This window comes from Methylophaga muralis (assembly GCF_001720165.1).
Classification (GTDB): Bacteria; Pseudomonadota; Gammaproteobacteria; order Nitrosococcales; family Methylophagaceae; genus Methylophaga; species Methylophaga muralis.
In genome coordinates, this window is record NZ_MCRI01000023.1 from 1 (window position 1) to 15729 (window position 15729).

14 protein-coding genes and 2 tRNA genes are annotated in these 15729 nt (G+C 46.1%); 10 read left to right on the forward strand and 6 right to left on the reverse strand.

Annotation, left to right across the window (positions count from 1 at the left end):
• Positions 1-212 precede the first annotated feature (212 nt).
• From A9E74_RS09590 to A9E74_RS09605, 4 genes are all read right to left on the reverse strand, one after another.
• Positions 213-299 (reverse strand) — tRNA-Leu (locus A9E74_RS09590).
• A 52-nt stretch (positions 300-351) separates the two neighbouring features.
• On the reverse strand, positions 352-2085 hold the full coding sequence (locus A9E74_RS09595) for a chloride channel protein (RefSeq protein ID WP_069296408.1): 1734 nt from the start codon (positions 2083-2085) through the stop codon (positions 352-354).
• Between the two features lie 5 nt (positions 2086-2090).
• Entirely contained in the window at positions 2091-3464 is a 1374-nt protein-coding gene (gene hemN / locus A9E74_RS09600) for an oxygen-independent coproporphyrinogen III oxidase (RefSeq protein WP_069296409.1), read from the reverse strand.
• An 86-nt stretch (positions 3465-3550) separates the two neighbouring features.
• Positions 3551-4222 (reverse strand): LOG family protein, encoded by a 672-nt coding sequence (locus A9E74_RS09605; protein ID WP_069296410.1) that lies wholly within the window; start codon positions 4220-4222, stop codon positions 3551-3553.
• A gap of 196 nt (positions 4223-4418) precedes the next feature.
• On the opposite strand from A9E74_RS09605, the gene purD reads away from it, so the two are divergent.
• The 4 genes from purD to hemF are packed head-to-tail and all read left to right on the forward strand — an operon-like array spanning position 4419 to position 8118.
• Positions 4419-5711 carry a phosphoribosylamine--glycine ligase gene (gene purD, locus A9E74_RS09610; RefSeq protein ID WP_069296411.1) on the forward strand — a complete coding sequence of 431 codons (1293 nt, stop codon included), beginning with the start codon at positions 4419-4421 and terminating at the stop codon, positions 5709-5711.
• A gap of 29 nt (positions 5712-5740) precedes the next feature.
• Entirely contained in the window at positions 5741-6613 is an 873-nt protein-coding gene (locus A9E74_RS09615; RefSeq protein WP_069296412.1) for a phosphoribulokinase, read from the forward strand.
• Between the two features lie 36 nt (positions 6614-6649).
• Positions 6650-7204, forward strand: coding sequence for an L-threonylcarbamoyladenylate synthase type 1 TsaC (gene tsaC, locus A9E74_RS09620; RefSeq protein ID WP_069296413.1), 555 nt, complete (start codon positions 6650-6652; stop codon positions 7202-7204).
• The gene (hemF, locus tag A9E74_RS09625) at positions 7201-8118 is read left to right on the forward strand and encodes an oxygen-dependent coproporphyrinogen oxidase (protein WP_069296414.1); all 918 of its coding nucleotides are present in this window, start codon (positions 7201-7203) and stop codon (positions 8116-8118) included. Before tsaC ends, hemF begins: the two co-directional genes overlap by 4 nt.
• Here hemF and prfA read toward each other — a convergent pair.
• Positions 8115-9203, reverse strand: a complete 1089-nt coding sequence (gene prfA / locus A9E74_RS09630; protein WP_069296415.1) for a peptide chain release factor 1 — start codon at positions 9201-9203, stop codon at positions 8115-8117. The two genes, hemF and prfA, sit on opposite strands and share 4 nt — an antisense overlap.
• A 3-nt stretch (positions 9204-9206) precedes the next feature.
• A complete protein-coding gene (gene hemA / locus A9E74_RS09635; RefSeq protein ID WP_069296416.1) occupies positions 9207-10466 on the reverse strand; it encodes a glutamyl-tRNA reductase in 1260 nt (419 codons plus the stop codon).
• A 121-nt stretch (positions 10467-10587) separates the two neighbouring features.
• Between hemA and A9E74_RS09640 the strand changes: the two genes are divergently transcribed.
• The 6 genes from A9E74_RS09640 (at position 10588) to A9E74_RS09665 (ending at position 15729) form a co-directional block, all read left to right on the forward strand.
• On the forward strand, positions 10588-12363 hold the full coding sequence (locus A9E74_RS09640; RefSeq protein WP_069296417.1) for a tetratricopeptide repeat protein: 1776 nt from the start codon (positions 10588-10590) through the stop codon (positions 12361-12363).
• Positions 12360-12959, forward strand: a complete 600-nt coding sequence (lolB, locus tag A9E74_RS09645; RefSeq protein ID WP_069296418.1) for a lipoprotein insertase outer membrane protein LolB — start codon at positions 12360-12362, stop codon at positions 12957-12959. Before A9E74_RS09640 ends, lolB begins: the two co-directional genes overlap by 4 nt.
• Positions 12956-13825 (forward strand): 4-(cytidine 5'-diphospho)-2-C-methyl-D-erythritol kinase, encoded by an 870-nt coding sequence (gene ispE, locus A9E74_RS09650; protein ID WP_069296419.1) that lies wholly within the window; start codon positions 12956-12958, stop codon positions 13823-13825. The genes lolB and ispE overlap by 4 nt, the downstream gene beginning before the upstream one ends.
• 20 nt (positions 13826-13845) lie before the next feature.
• A tRNA-Gln gene (locus tag A9E74_RS09655) sits at positions 13846-13920 on the forward strand.
• 89 nt (positions 13921-14009) lie between these two features.
• Positions 14010-14945, forward strand: a complete 936-nt coding sequence (locus tag A9E74_RS09660) for a ribose-phosphate diphosphokinase (RefSeq protein ID WP_176718921.1) — start codon at positions 14010-14012, stop codon at positions 14943-14945.
• Positions 14946-15060: 115 nt separating this feature from the next.
• Positions 15061-15729 (forward strand): 50S ribosomal protein L25/general stress protein Ctc, encoded by a 669-nt coding sequence (locus A9E74_RS09665; RefSeq protein ID WP_069296421.1) that lies wholly within the window; start codon positions 15061-15063, stop codon positions 15727-15729.

Sequence of the window (15729 nt, forward strand, 5' to 3'; positions counted from 1 at the left end):
AATTTAACAGAAGAGACTGATAATCAATCGCCCGGTTTCCAGGGGCTTCGTTAATTGAAGTGATATTGGTCCTGGAAACTAAAATCTTAGATTATGTTTCATGAATTTCTAGAAGCTCCATGATTGGTTCATATTCTTTATACCGGTAACCCTGTTCTAAATCCAAAAAAAAGCCCCAATTGAATTAACAACTGAGGCTTAGATATTTTTGTTGGTGCCCGGGGCCGGAGTCGAACCGGCACAGCCGCAAAGCCGAGGGATTTTAAGTCCCTTGTGTCTACCAATTTCACCACCCGGGCAGCAAGCGGCACATTATAAACAAGATTGAGCAATTGTTCATACCCATTTCAGTTATTTTTTGCTTGAAGTGGGCAAATGGTAATGGCTTTCGATCATTTCTCTGGTCAAAATCCCATAAATTCGGTCGATCATCGGGGTGCTTTGTCGGCTGACATATAGCGCCTCAACTTCATATTTATTAAGTGCCTGATAGGCTTCATGCAGGCTGGTATGCAGTGAGATTTTATGTACATTGCGTCTGGTTGCCGGGATTTGCATCAAATCGATCTCTGACTCATCTTCGTCTTCTTTAACGCTTACCGCTCTGGCCAAGTCGCTGGCGGGCATTAAGGCAATCGGATTGCGTTCTTTGGTGATCACTATCCATTCCGGATTGTTTTCGAGTGTGTGTTGGGCCAGTTCACGAGTGATTGTCTGGTTCAATACGGCGATATTACGTTGCATCGCTGCACCGACACTGATTTTGCGAAGCGTTTGCGAGATTGGGTCATTACGAAAATCCAAACCTTTTACTCGCATCAAGTTGACGAACATTGGTTCCTGTTTGAAATAATCGTGGGTAATCAGACTGGAAAAGACAATGGCGAGCATGCCGGGCAGAATGATTTCTGGGTTGCCGGTTAGTTCCAGCATGGCCATTAATGCAGCAAGCGGCGCTTTTAAAGTGGCCGACATCATCGCGCACATGCCTAAAACGGCATAAAAGGTCATTGATGACGCATAGTCGGGCAATATTAACTGACCGAAGTAGCCCAGAATTGCGCCAGCGCAGGCGCCTACCACCATGGTTGGGCCAATGACACCGGCCGGAATTCCCAGGCCAACAGTGGCGGAAGATAACAGCAGTTTCATTACCATGATGATAACCAGCGTGCCGATAGCAATATCATTGGCTGAAATACTGCCAATAATGCCGTAGCCCATGCCCATTACTTCTGGCACCATCATGCCGCACAGACCCATTAAAATTCCGGCATAAACCGGACGTAACCATGACGGGTGATTGGTATAGAGATTGGTAAATAGCGTCAGCGTTTTTAACGCAATAGTGGCTAAGCCGCCGATGACGATACCCAGGAAAATAATATAGGGTAGCTCCCATAGCGACTGCATCTGAGCGCTGAGGTTAATAAATACAGTATCGTCACCAAAGGTCAGCCGGCAGACTACTGCTCCGGTGACGGAAGCCAGAATCACCGGAATAAAACTGGCGATGTAATATTCCATCATGATGACTTCCATGGCGAAAATCACCCCAGCGATAGGCGTATTAAATGAGGCGGCTATAGCGGCGGCGGCACCTGAGGCGACAAGGACGCGAACACTATTGTTGGGGAGTTCCAGGCTATTGGCTAATAAACTGCCGCTGGCGGCACCAAGATGTACACCTGGACCTTCACGTCCTACTGAATGCCCGGTGATGATGGCAATACTAGTACCGATAAATTGGCGAACGGCATTTTGCCAAGGCAGACGGCCTTCATAGGCAGAGAGTCGTTCGATAACATGCAAGATACCGGTGGTGCGTTGTTCTTGAGTTAATCCGCGAAACAGCAGACCGATAAGTAGACCACCGAGAATAGGCAGACCCAACAGGCCCCACCAGGGCAGGCTGGCAAAACCATCGACTTCGCCGGAGGGCAATAACAGCATTTGACCATGTTCAATGGTGAGTCTGAGCAGGATAATGGCAAGGCTGGCCAATAATCCGGTGATAACGGCGAGCACATAGAGCTTTACGCCTAATCTACCAAATATGAAGTACTGTCGGATTTTTTCCAGCATCAGCCCTATATAACTTTGGAAAATCGCTGTTTTGCTTGTTGACTGTATTTATCAAACGCCATGCAGATATTACGGATTAACAAGCGACCAGCTGGTAAGACCACAATCTCCTTCCAGTTATACTGCAACAGGCCATCTTCGGCAAATTGTTCGAGCTGAGGGTAGGCATCGGCAAAATATTCTTTAAATGGAATGCCGTATTCTTGCTCGATTTCTCCAATATTCAATTCGAAATCACAGATTAGACGGGTAATGATTTGGCGTCGTAGTTTGTCATCCTCTGTCAGGCTGATGCCACGCATTAACGGTAGCTGATTTTGTTTGAGCAGATTGTCGTATTCAAGCAGGGTTTTTACGTTCTGTGCATAAGCATCACCGATATTGCCAATCGAGGTAATACCAAAGCCGATCAGGTCACACTCGGCATGAGTGGCATAGCCTTGAAAATTGCGATGCAGCCGATTTTGTTGCTGAGCCAGACTGAGTTCATCATCCGGTTTAGCAAAGTGATCCATGCCAATATATTGATAACCGGCCTGGGTTAATTTATTAATCGATAGCTGCAAAATGCTCAATTTTTGCTCTGCAGTAGGTAAGTCTTCACTTTTAATCTGGCGTTGTGTTTTAAACAACTTTGGCATATGGGCGTAGTTAAATAATGAGATACGGTCAGGATTGGCAGCGATGATTTTATCGAGCGTGGTACTAAAGCCGGATAACGTTTGCAGCGGCAAGCCGTAAATCAAATCAACACTGATCGAGCGAAACTGATGCTGGCGGGCAGCATCAATCACCGCTAAGGTTTCGGCTTCAGATTGAATGCGGTTAACCGCTTTTTGCACGGCCGGATCAAAATCCTGTATTCCCAGACTAATTCTGTTGAAACCTATTTTCTTTAACAGGGCGATGGTATCGGCATTGGCTTCACGGGGATCAATTTCAATCGAGATATCAGCATCATCGGCAATATGAAAATGACGACGGGTTTCATTCATCAGATCCTGCATTTGCTGTTCGCTGATAAACGTTGGTGTGCCACCGCCCCAGTGCAGTTGAGTCACTGGTCTGCTGGTATCAACTAATGCGGCCTTAAGGGCTAGTTCTTTGTAGAGGTTTTCAAGATACGGTGCGGCATGATCGCGATTTTTGGTGATGATTTTGTTGCAGGCGCAATAAAAACACACGGTATCGCAAAACGGTAAATGGAAATACAGAGACAGTGGCCCGCCACGCTGATTGGATAGCTCAGCATGTTCAATGAAGTCCTTCGCCTTAAAACTTTCGTGGAATTCTAATGCAGTGGGGTAGGAGGTATATCTTGGCCCAGCGGTATCGTATTTCTGGATAAGTTGGCGGTTCATAATCAGCTGATTTTGCATAGCAAAGTCCTGTAAAACAGTTTGGCGATGATTATAAACAGCGGGGTTTTATCGCGAGCGGTTAACGCCCGCTTTCTTGATCCAGATCAGACAGGAAAACGTTGCTCGTCTTCTGGATGGGCTCCTAAGGCAGCAAAATGTTGCTGGATAATCGGCAGTACTTCTTCGGGTTTATCGACCATATGGAAAATATTCAGATCTTCCTCCTGAATGCAGCCTACTCGTAAAACCTCGGCGCGAAGCCAATCAATCAGGCCTTTCCAATAATCAGAACCATACAGAATTACCGGGAAATGGCGAATTTTACGGCTTTGGATAAGGGTTAATGCCTCAAAAAATTCATCCAGCGTTCCGAAGCCACCCGGAAACACGACGTAACCCATTGAGGATTTAACAAACATCAGTTTGCGAACAAAAAAGTAACGGAAACTCAGGCTAATATCCTGATTCGGGTTGGGTTTTTGTTCCATCGGTAATTCAATATTAAGACCAACCGAATGCGAACCTTGTTTAAATGCCCCCGCGTTGGCGGCATGCATAATTCCTGGACCGCCGCCGGTAATGACCGAAAATTTTGCCTGAGAAAGTGATTGAGCCACTTGTTTGGCGGCTTGGTAATACGGTGAGTCTTCGCGTAAGCAGGCACTACCGAAAATGGATACGGCGGGTCCCAGTCCATTGAGGGTTTCGATACCATCAATTAATTCAGATTGAATGCGAAAAACCCGCCAGGCTTCTGATGTTTTTAAATCTTCCACAATTATTTCCTAACTATCGGCGCTTAACTTTAATCGCCACATTACTGGACATCACAATAATGAAAAGCCTTGATAGTTACAATCTGTGCCTTGTACTGGCGATTATTGAGCGGTCAAGGACAGGTATTAATATTTGGTTATACAGTCATCTCCGGTATCATTAACGCTTTATTTCAGTAGGTATGGCAGCAATATAATGAAAGTTCTGGTCATTGGTAGTGGCGGTCGTGAGCATGCGCTGGCTTGGAAACTCAAACAGTCACCGCGTTGCAGTGAAGTTTTTGTTGCGCCGGGTAATCCGGGAACCGCAAATGAAGCAGGTGTCAGCAATGTCGACATCGCAGTGGATGATATTGATGCGCTGGTGGCATTTGCACAGCAAAATGACATCGGTTTAACGGTTGTCGGCCCTGAAATCCCATTAGTTAAAGGCGTCGTTGATGCCTTTGAAAATGCCGGTTTACGTTGTTTCGGACCGAGTAAAGAAGCCGCTCAACTGGAAGCTTCTAAATCCTTCACCAAAGATTTTCTAGCACGTCATCAAATTCCTACTGCTGCTTATCAAGTCTTCACCAATATCTCCGATGCCATCGAATATATTTTGGAACGTGGTGCGCCTATCGTTGTTAAAGCCGATGGTCTGGCGGCTGGCAAAGGCGTTATCGTCGCGCAAACCGTTGAAGAAGCGATTGCTGCCGTTGAAGATATGTTGTCCGGCAATGCCTTTGGTGAAGCGGGTCATCGAGTGGTTATCGAAGAGTTTATGGCTGGTGAAGAAGCCAGTTTTATCGTAATGGTTGATGGTGAAAATATTCTGCCGCTAGCCACTTCTCAGGATCATAAAGCCCGTGATAACGGCGATAAAGGTCCAAATACCGGTGGCATGGGGGCTTATTCGCCTGCGCCAGTGGTCACCGATACGGTATTTGAACGTGTGATGCGTGAAGTTATTGTGCCCACAGTAAAAGGTATGGCTGCAGATGGTCGTCCGTATACCGGTTTCTTGTATGCCGGTCTGATGATCGATGAAATGGGCGCACCACGCGTAGTGGAATATAACTGCCGGTTTGGTGACCCTGAAACCCAACCTATTTTGATGCGTCTGCTTTCTGATTTAGTTGAATTATGTGAAGCCGCTTTGGATAAACGTTTGGATGAAGTGACAGCGGAATGGGATCCACGTGCAGCTGTCGGTGTGGTGATGGCTGCTGGCGGCTATCCTGACAGTTACAAAAAAGGCGATGTGATTTCCGGGTTGGATACAGTTGATTCGGCTGATACACGAGTATTTCATGCTGGAACAGCATTTGATCAGGACAAAGTCGTTACGGCTGGTGGCCGCGTGTTATGTGTTACCGCACTAGGTCATGGCGTTGCAGCCGCTCAGCAGCAGGCTTACGCTGGCGTTGCAAAAATTCAATGGCAAGATGCCTATTACAGGACTGATATCGCTTACCGTGCCGTGGCTCGCGAACAACAACAAAACTGATTGGTTACGACTTTAAGAGGAGGGTTGAATTGTCTGTATCCCATCCGATTATTGCGGTAACTGGTTCGTCTGGAGCTGGAACATCCACCGTAAAACGGGCATTTGAGGATGTTTTTCGTCGTACTCAGGTTAATCCTGTGGTCGTCGAAGGTGACAGCTTTCATCGATACAATCGTGAAGAGATGCGTTCCGCAGTCATTGCCGCCGAGGCAGAAGGGCGTTCACTGACTCATTTCGGGCCAGAAGCAAATTGTCTGGATAGATTGGAAAGTTTGTTTCGGACATATTCAGTAACTGGTCGTGGTGAAAAGCGTCATTACATTCATGATGAAGCTGAGGCGACACAGTTCAATCAATCACCTGGTACCTTTACCGATTGGGAAGAACTGGATGAGGACAGTGATTTGCTGTTCTACGAAGGCCTGCATGGCGGTATAGTCACTGACGAAGTCAATATCGCCCAATACACCGATTTACTGATCGGTGTGGTGCCGGTAATCAATATCGAATGGATCCAGAAGATCAAACGTGATTGCAGCAACCGCGGGTATTCTCAGGATGCGGTGGTCGATATTATCCTGAAGCGCATGCCGGATTATATTCATCACATCATTCCGCAGTTTTCTCGGACTCATATCAACTTTCAGCGGGTGCCATTGATTGATACTTCTAACCCGTTTGTGATGCATGAAATTCCGACGGCAGATGAAAGTCTGTGTGTTATTCGCTTTAAAGATCCGAAAATGGCTGATTTTCCCTATTATCTGTCGATGTTAAAAGATTCCTATATGTCTCGACCCAATAATCTGGTGGTACCAGGCGTGAAAATGGGGCTGGCCATCGAGGTTATTTTGACGCCGTTTGTAGAAGCAATGATGCAGAAAAAGCGACAAAATGTTTAAGTTGGTTTCTAAAATTAGCGAAGAGCGGCGAAATATATGAAATTCTCTGATTGGCAATTACGACAAGCATGTAAAGCTCTGGATGATGATGGTGTCATTGCCTATCCGACTGAAGCGGTATTTGGCGTTGGTTGTGATCCCTGGAGTGAAACTGCCATCATCAAATTGCTGGCGATGAAGCGCCGACCATTTGATAAAGGACTGATTCTGATTGCGGCCGACTTTAATCAGTTACAGGATTTTATAGAGCCGTTATCTGCCGACATTCTGGCAAAAATCACCCAAAGCTGGCCCGGTCCTAATACCTGGCTTTTACCTGTTCAAGATCATGTTTCTCCATTTTTGACCGGTGGGCGCGATACGCTGGCCGTACGCGTTACTGCCCATCCTTTAGCGGCAGAATTATGCAAACGATTTGGTGGGCCACTGGTTTCCAGCAGTGCCAATTTGACAGGCCTTCGACCCGCTAAAAATGTGCATCAAGTGCATTGGCAATTACCGGAGTTGGATTATGTATTACCTGGTGCATTGGGTGGGGCAGCGAAACCATCAACGATTCGTGACGCATTAACTGGGGAAGTACTGCGATGAGTGCCCCCAATATTGATGCAGTGCGTGAGTATTTACTCTCACTTCAAGACTCTATTTGTAAACAAGTAGAGGTTTCGGATGGTAAAGAAAAATTTGTCGAAGATGACTGGCAACGGCCAGCTGGTGGCGGTGGGCGCACCCGGGTTTTAAATAACGGTGCAGTGTTTGAGCAAGCGGGTGTGAATTTCTCAGAAGTTAGTGGAGATAATTTACCACCCTCAGCTACAGCCAATCGTCCAGAACTGGCGGGCCGTAGTTTTCAGGCAATGGGCGTTTCTTTAGTTATTCATCCGCATAACCCTTATGTGCCAACCTCTCATGCCAATGTACGTTTCTTTATTGCCGAAAAAGCTGGCGAAGAACCTATCTGGTGGTTTGGCGGTGGCTATGATCTCACGCCTTATTACACCTTCGATGAAGATGTGATTCATTGGCACCAAACCGCTAAAAATGCCTGCGATCCTTTTGGTGAATCGGTTTATGACGATTACAAAAAATGGTGCGATGAGTATTTCTTTCTTAAACACCGTAACGAGCCGCGCGGTGTGGGTGGTTTGTTTTTTGATGATTTGAATGAGCCGGATTTTGAGCAGTGTTTTGGCTTATTACGCAGTGTCGGCGATAGTTATACAACCGCTTATTTACCAATCGTCGAACGCCGTAAGGATTTAAGTTATACCGAGCAACAACGTGACTTTCAGCTGTATCGTCGTGGTCGTTATGTGGAATTTAATCTGGTGTATGACCGCGGCACATTATTCGGCTTGCAGTCGGGCGGACGTACGGAGTCAATTCTGATGTCTTTGCCGCCACTGGTGAAATGGCGCTATAACTGGCAACCTGAACCGGGCTCTGCTGAAGCCCGGTTATATGATCACTATTTACAGCCGCAGGATTGGCTGGCGAAAGCCTAGGATTCTTTGGACAGTAACGCCAACTGATCAGCCTGATATTCACTGATCAACGGATCGATAACTTGATCCAGTTGTCCTGACATCACTTCATCCAATTTATAGAGCGTCAAATTGATTCTATGATCGGTAATTCGGCCTTGAGGATAGTTATAGGTACGAATACGTTCACTGCGATCGCCGCTACCAACTAATAAACGTCGAGTTTCGGCCTGTTCGGAAGCTTGTTTTTCCTGTTTAGCCGCCATGATGCGTGACTGTAAAACCGACATCGCTTTAGCGCGGTTTTTATGTTGTGAACGTTCTTCCTGACATTCAACAATAATGCCGGTCGGAATGTGGGTAATACGCACCGCTGAATCAGTGGTGTTAACGTGCTGACCACCGGCACCGGATGAACGGAAAGTATCCATTTTGATATCGGCTGGGTTGATATCAATCTGATCGATTTCATCGGCTTCCGGCAAAATCGCTACCGTACAGGCGGAGGTATGAATACGACCTTGCGATTCAGTTTCCGGAACCCGTTGCACACGATGTGCGCCGGACTCAAATTTCAGCCGGGAATAGGCACCATCGCCCACAATACGCGCGATGATCTCTTTATAACCGCCATGTTCGCCTTCTTGCGCATTAATGATTTCGACCTGCCACCGGCGGATTTCTGCATAACGGCTATACATACGGAATAAATCGCCGGAAAAGATCGCAGCTTCATCCCCACCGGTACCGGCCCGCACCTCAAGAAAGATATTGCGCTGATCATTGGGATCTTTAGGCAGCAACAATTTTTGCAGATCAATTGCCAGCTGTTCCTGTTTTTCTTCGGCGATTGCCAGTTCTTCTTTGGCCATTTCACGTAATTCAGGATCTTTTTCCTGCATCATTGCTTGCGCGTCTTTTAGATCACTCAAGGTCTGCAGATACAGTCCAAAGTGTTTTACAACGGGCTCAAGCTGAGCGTATTCCTGCGATAAGGTGCGAAATTTATTCTGATTGGCCATGGTTTCGGGGTCTGAGAGCAGACCGCTGATCTCTTCATGGCGATCAACCAAGGCTTCAAGTTTATGCCTGATGGAATCTTTCACAGATCAATCCTTAATGTTAAATAAACGGCGAGCAGCATCAATCATGGGATTATTTTCATCTGATTCAAATGCTGAAAGCCGCAGTTGTCTACTAGGTTCATGCAATAATTTATTGGTCAGGGTGCGTGCCAGTTCGGTCATGACCATTTCGGCATTCATGCCTTGTTCCAGTTGACGTAATGCTTTATCAACTGACTGCATACTATGAAATTGCCCCTGATCGCGAATTGCTCTGATGACCGGTACCGCATCCTGACTACGCATCCAGCCGGCAAAATGATCGGCTTGTGTTTCAATGATCTCTTCAGCTTGCTTGGCTGCATCACGGCGAGACTGTAAATTTTCTTCAATAATGTCGTGGAGATCATCAACAGTATAAAGATAGATATCTTCCAGCTGGCCGACTTCGGCTTCAATATCCCGTGGTACCGCAATATCCACCATAAAAATTGGACGACGTTTACGTTGTTTCAATGCGCTTTCGACGGTACCCTTACCTAAAATAGGCAGTTGGCTGGCGGTCGAACTGATGACGATATCAGCTTCGGCCAGATGGGCGGGTATTTCACTTAAGCTGATGGCGTAACCATTGACTGAGGTTGCCAGCATATGAGCCCTTTCAACGGTACGATTAGCAATAATCAGTCGTTTAATGCCATTATCATACAAATGGCGCGCCACCAGTTCGATGGTTTCTCCAGCACCAATTAACAAGGCAGTGGAGTCGGCTAGATTACTGAAAATTTGTTTTGCCAGACTTACAGCGGCAAAGGCGACGGAAACCGGGCTGTTGCCAATCGCCGTATCTGTACGTACTTGTTTGGCAACGGCGAAAGCATGTTGGAATAGTCTTCCAAGTGATTTACCTAAAGCATGAGCATTCAATGCCTGAGTGTAGGCGGTTTTGAGCTGACCGAGGATCTGTGGTTCACCCAGCACTAATGAATCGAGACCACAGGCAACCCGGAACAAGTGTCTTACGGCATCGGCGCCTTCATAGTGATATAGATAAGACTGGAGAGCATTAGCATCTTGTTGCTGAAAGTTATGCAACCATAGCAAGACACTATTGTCATAATCCTCGTCAAGGTGACAGTATATTTCGGTGCGATTGCAGGTTGAAACAATGACCGCTTCAATCACGCTGTCATTTAACATCAGTGACGCTAAAGCCAAAGGTAATTTATCAGCATCAAAGCTAAGCTTCTCGCGCACAGCAACCGGAGCGGTTGTGTGATTAATGCCGTAAGTGACAAGATGCATAATTAAGGAGTCGTGTTATATGCTGTTAAACTTTACAGCCTTCAGCTAAGTTGTCTGATATTAGGTCTGGACAAAATTAATTCACCATTCTATCAAACTCAATCAGTCAGGTCGTTGAATTATGGATTTATTGCAACAGTTACGCGGTTATTGCAAGCAGTTTGCCTCATCGGCAACGTGGTTGATGATACCTATTTTACTGTTTGGATGCGCTGCAACTGCTCAGCAATCAGACGAAAACAATTCTCTTGAAGCTGTTGAGCTAATTGATGGGGATACTGAAAAACCAGCGCAAACCGAGATGGATTTGCCGCTTACTCCGGAACTGGTTTATTACATCCTGACCGCTGAAATCGCCGGACAACGAGGGCAACTCGATATTGCAGTCGATTTATACAATCAAGCGGCAGAATTAACCGATTCGCCCGAGTTGGCGGGGCGTTCCGCAAGAATTTCAACTTTTTCACGCGATCCACAACGAATTAACCGTGCCTTGACGCGCTGGCAGGAAGTTTCTCCAGGAGAAGCTGAAGTCTATGTAATGCGGGTGCCATTTTTGTTGATGGAAGATAACTATCCGGAAGTAGTTAAAAGCATGAACCGCGCCTTAGCGCTGGATCCGGAAAATAAAGAAAGATATTTAGAATCGCTGGCGGCCAATTTAAGTGAAAAAGGTGATCCGGAAAGAGGTTTGCAGACACTTCTGGAACTGGACCTTTATCAACAAGACGATCCTGACGCACGTTTTACCTACGCACGACTTGCCGCTTATTTTCAACGCTTTGAAGTGGCCGAAATTGCGGTGGATGGATTGCTTAAGGAATATCCGCGCAATGAAGCTTATCTCGGTTTAAAAGCGGATCTGCTGCAAACATTTAATAAAAACGAAGAAGCTTTAAAACTTATCGCTAAAGCAGCCGAACAAGATGGTGCCAGTGAATCTCTACGCTTCACCTACGGAAAGCTGTTAGGAGAAAGTGGTCAATCAGATAAAGCAAAACGCATCTTTGAAGAACTGCATTTGGAAAACCCGGATAACCCGGATGTTATTTTTGCACTGGGATTATTAGCTCTCGAACGGGAAGATGGGCCAACTGCTAAAACCTTTTTCAGTCAGCTGTTGCAGATGGGAGATGCGGGAGGTCAAGCCAGTTACTTTATGGGGCTGGCCGAAGAAATGAATGACAATATCGATTCGGCGTTAGTGTGGTTTGCTTCGGTACCTGCCGACAGCCAGCGTTTTGAAATGGCACAAACCCGTTATATCAATTTACTCGCTAAACAAGGCGATATCGATAAAGCACGGCAGCATTTGAAATTATTGCGTCAGGAACGTCCGCAACAGGCAATTGATTTTTATTTGTTTGAAGCTGCTTTTTTGCGCGATCAGGGGATGCCGGAAGAGTCGTTCAATGTATTGAGCGAGGCGTTGATAAATCATCCAGGCAATATTGATTTGTTGTATAGCCGCGCGATGGTGGCCGAATCAATTGATAAACTGGATGTGCTGGAAAGCGATTTGCGCACTATTTTGAAAATTGATCCGAATAATTCACAGGCACTCAATGCCTTGGGATACACCTTGACCGATCGTACTGATCGTCACGACGAAGCATTGGAACTGATTAATAAAGCATTGGAATTACGTCCCAACGATCCTTATTACCTGGATAGTTTGGGGTGGGTTTATTACCGTTTAGGTGATTTGGAAAAAGCGGAATATTACCTGCGTGAAGCGGTTGCGATTCAAGCAGATGTAGAATTCCTGGCGCATCTTGGTGAAGTTCTCTGGGTGCAGAATAAAAAATCAGAGGCTAGAAAACACTGGGGCGAAGCATCTAAGCTTGATGCTGATAATAAAGTGCTTCAGGAGACCCTGCAGCGGCTGACTAAATGAAACAACTGCTCATCATTATGGCGGTCATGTTGATGACCGCCTGTACCCCTTTCTGGCAAACCAAACCAATCGCTCCTACGGAAGTTATGTGGGAAAACCGCCAGGCTTCATTAAGGCAAATGAACGATTGGTCATTTCGTGGTCGTACCGTTATCCGGCAGGACAAAGAAGGCTGGAATGTTGGCGTAACCTGGCAGCAGCAACAAGACGACTTCAATATACGTTTGTTTGGTCCTTTTTCGCAGGGTGCCGTTGAATTAAAAGGTGATGATGTATTGGTCACCATGACCTTTTCCGATGGCGAAAGCTATTCTGCGGAGACACCCGAACAGCTTTTGGCCGAAGTCTTAGGTTGGTTATTACCGGTAAGTGCTTTGCGAGATTGGGTGAGAGGTTTGCCGCATGAGGCAATCAAAATCGATGAAAAAACACTGGATGAAAAAGGTCGCCTGGCAACACTTTCTCAAGCTGGATGGCAAGTGGAATTTGTCGATTATGTGCCGTTAGAGGGCAATGACATTCCAGCCAAAATTTTTATTGAACATCCGCAATTAAGTATTCGCCTAGTAATGAATGGTTGGAAAGTTGGTAAATGATTGAATGGTGGCCTGCTCCGGCAAAAATCAATTTGTTTCTGCACATCACTGGCCGCCGAGCAGATGGCTATCACGAACTGCAAACAGCCTTTCAGTTTCTGGAGCATGGCGACAAGCTGAAATTTACCATTACAGAAACCCCAGAAATTATTCTGCAAACGCAACTGACCGATGTCGCTGCCGACGATAATCTGATTGTTCGAGCCGCTAAACTTTTACAAACAACAGCTAAAGTCACTTTAGGCGTCGCTATTCAACTCTACAAAAAACTACCTATGGGTGGCGGTCTGGGAGGCGGTAGTTCAGACGCTGCAACTACTCTGGTTGCGCTGAATAAGCTCTGGCAATGTGATTTAACCGAAGATCAGTTGGCAACATTAGGATTACAGTTAGGCGCAGATGTACCGGTTTTTGTCCGGGGACACGCTGCTTGGGCAGAAGGGGTTGGTGAAATATTTACTGAGATTGATCCACCAGAACCATGGTATTTAGTTATTTTTCCAGACTGTGCTGTCTCTACTGCAGAAATATTTTCCGCAACAGAATTGACACGTGATTGTGAACCAATCACAATAGCGGGCTTCCTTGCGGGGGAAGGCAGTAACATTTGCGAATCGGTGGTGAAAAAGTTACATCCACCAGTTGCACAAGCACTGACTTGGTTGGCACAATATGCAGCCATTCCACGTATGACCGGAACGGGTTCTTGTGTTTTTGCCCGCTTTAATTCAGCCGATGAGGCTGAAAATGTTTTACAAAATGTGCCGGAACATTGGCATGCTTTTACTGCCAAAGGGTGCAACGAATCACCGTTGAGTCTTTGTGCAAAAGACTTCGATAGAAGTCTGAATGTAACTGCAAATTGATAGAGTTGTGTAATAACAGTTGGGGTATCGCCAAGCGGTAAGGCAACGGGTTTTGATCCCGTCATTCCCAGGTTCGAATCCTGGTACCCCAGCCACTCTTTTTGTTTATTGAACGAACTCGGCATCTCTCATAGTGACTCAAAACCGACTCCTCCAGTTACATCAGCGTACCGCAGACGACAATATGATGGTCTTCACCGGTAATGCTAATCGTAAACTGTCAGAAAGTATCGCCAATTTCCTGAATATCAGCTTGGGTAAAGCCACTGTTGAGAAATTCAGTGATGGCGAGATCATGGTGGAAATTCTTGATAATGTTCGCGGTAAAGACGTGTTTATCGTCCAGCCGACCTGCATGCCCACCAATGATAACTTGATGGAACTCATGGTCATGACCGACGCTATCCGTCGGGCCTCTGCCAAACGAATTACGCTAGTTGTTCCTTATTTCGGTTATTCCCGTCAAGATCGTCGTCCCCGTTCAGCCCGTGTTGCTATTACCGCTAAAGTTGTCGCAAATATGCTGACTGGTGTGGGTGCTGATCGTGTTTTAACAGTTGATTTACACGCGGATCAAATCCAGGGCTTTTTTGATTGTCCTGTTGATAATGTTTACGCCTCGCCGGTATTACTGGGTGATATCTGGAAGCACAAATATGAAGATTTAGTCGTCGTCTCACCAGATGTTGGTGGTGTAGTGCGTGCACGTGCACTGGCCAAACATCTTGATGTTGAGCTGGCGATTATTGATAAGCGTCGTCCACGCGCCAATGTGGCAAAAGTAATGAATATCATCGGCGATGTAGATGGCCGTACCTGTGTGATGGTCGATGATATGGTCGATACTGCCGGCACATTATGTGCTGCGGCAGCCGCCTTAAAAGAACATGGTGCGACGAATGTAGTTGCTTACTGTACCCATCCGGTATTGTCGGGTGCAGCCGTTGCCAATATTAATAAGTCTTTATTAAACGAATTAGTTGTTACTGACACCATTCCATTGCAGCCCGATGCGGCGGCATGTGACAAAATCCGCGTGCTAAGCATTGCAGAAATGCTCGCAGAAGCGATGTACCGAATTAGTAACGAAGAGTCAGTTAGCTCTTTGTATATGGATTAACCAAAGGTTTTATATTTTTGGTTGTATGTGCTGAACCTGGTCGCGGGGGAGGCGAAAAGCCGTAAAACGGCATATTTAACGGACCTTAGTCCGTTTTTTAGTCTTGGAGAAAAAGATGGAAAATTTATTTGAAGTACATGCTGAAGCACGTACAGACGAGGGGAAAGGTGCGAGCCGCCGCCTACGTCGTTCGGGCAAAGTACCAGCAGTAGTATATGGCGCTGAAAAAGAACCTGTTTCAGTCTCTGTCAATCACAACCAGTTCATCCGTCACCTGGCAGAAGAAGCGTTTTATGCGCATATTCTGACATTGGTTATTGATGGCAAGAAAAATCAGGTTGTATTGAAAGATCTGCAACGTCACCCAGCCAACGACAACAAAATCATTCATGCTGATTTCCTGCGTGTTGATGCCAACCATGCAATGACAATGACAATTCCATTGCATTTTCTTAATGAAGAAAAAGCGGTTGGTGTTAAAGCCGGTGGTTTGGTTTCGCACCTGATGACCGAGGTTGAAATCTCTTGCTTGCCTAAAGATCTGCCTGAATTTATTGAAGTTGATGTGGCAAAACTGGCTATGGACGAAGCAATCCATTTGTCTGAACTGAAATTGCCTAAAGGCGTTACCTTAACAGCCTTGACTCACACTCAGGACGAGCATTTGGAAGAAGGTGAACGTTCTTCTTACGATCAAGCGGTTGTCAGCATTCATGAGCCACGTGTAGCTAAAGTGGATCTTGAAGATGATACCGAAGCTGATGAGGACGCGACTGAAGAGTAA

Excerpts from the sequence above, each read along its gene's own strand:
- A9E74_RS09595 (WP_069296408.1), bottom strand. The coding sequence starts at position 2,085 with ATGCTGGAAAAAATCCGACAGTACTTCATATTTGGTAGATTAGGCGTA.
- hemN (WP_069296409.1), bottom strand. The coding sequence starts at position 3,464 with ATGCAAAATCAGCTGATTATGAACCGCCAACTTATCCAGAAATACGAT.
- purD (WP_069296411.1), top strand. The coding sequence starts at position 4,419 with ATGAAAGTTCTGGTCATTGGTAGTGGCGGTCGTGAGCATGCGCTGGCT.
- tsaC (WP_069296413.1), top strand. The coding sequence starts at position 6,650 with ATGAAATTCTCTGATTGGCAATTACGACAAGCATGTAAAGCTCTGGAT.
- hemF (WP_069296414.1), top strand. The coding sequence starts at position 7,201 with ATGAGTGCCCCCAATATTGATGCAGTGCGTGAGTATTTACTCTCACTT.
- hemA (WP_069296416.1), bottom strand. The coding sequence starts at position 10,466 with ATGCATCTTGTCACTTACGGCATTAATCACACAACCGCTCCGGTTGCT.
- A9E74_RS09640 (WP_069296417.1), top strand. The coding sequence starts at position 10,588 with ATGGATTTATTGCAACAGTTACGCGGTTATTGCAAGCAGTTTGCCTCA.
- lolB (WP_069296418.1), top strand. The coding sequence starts at position 12,360 with ATGAAACAACTGCTCATCATTATGGCGGTCATGTTGATGACCGCCTGT.
- ispE (WP_069296419.1), top strand. The coding sequence starts at position 12,956 with ATGATTGAATGGTGGCCTGCTCCGGCAAAAATCAATTTGTTTCTGCAC.
- A9E74_RS09660 (WP_176718921.1), top strand. The coding sequence starts at position 14,010 with ATGATGGTCTTCACCGGTAATGCTAATCGTAAACTGTCAGAAAGTATC.
- A9E74_RS09665 (WP_069296421.1), top strand. The coding sequence starts at position 15,061 with ATGGAAAATTTATTTGAAGTACATGCTGAAGCACGTACAGACGAGGGG.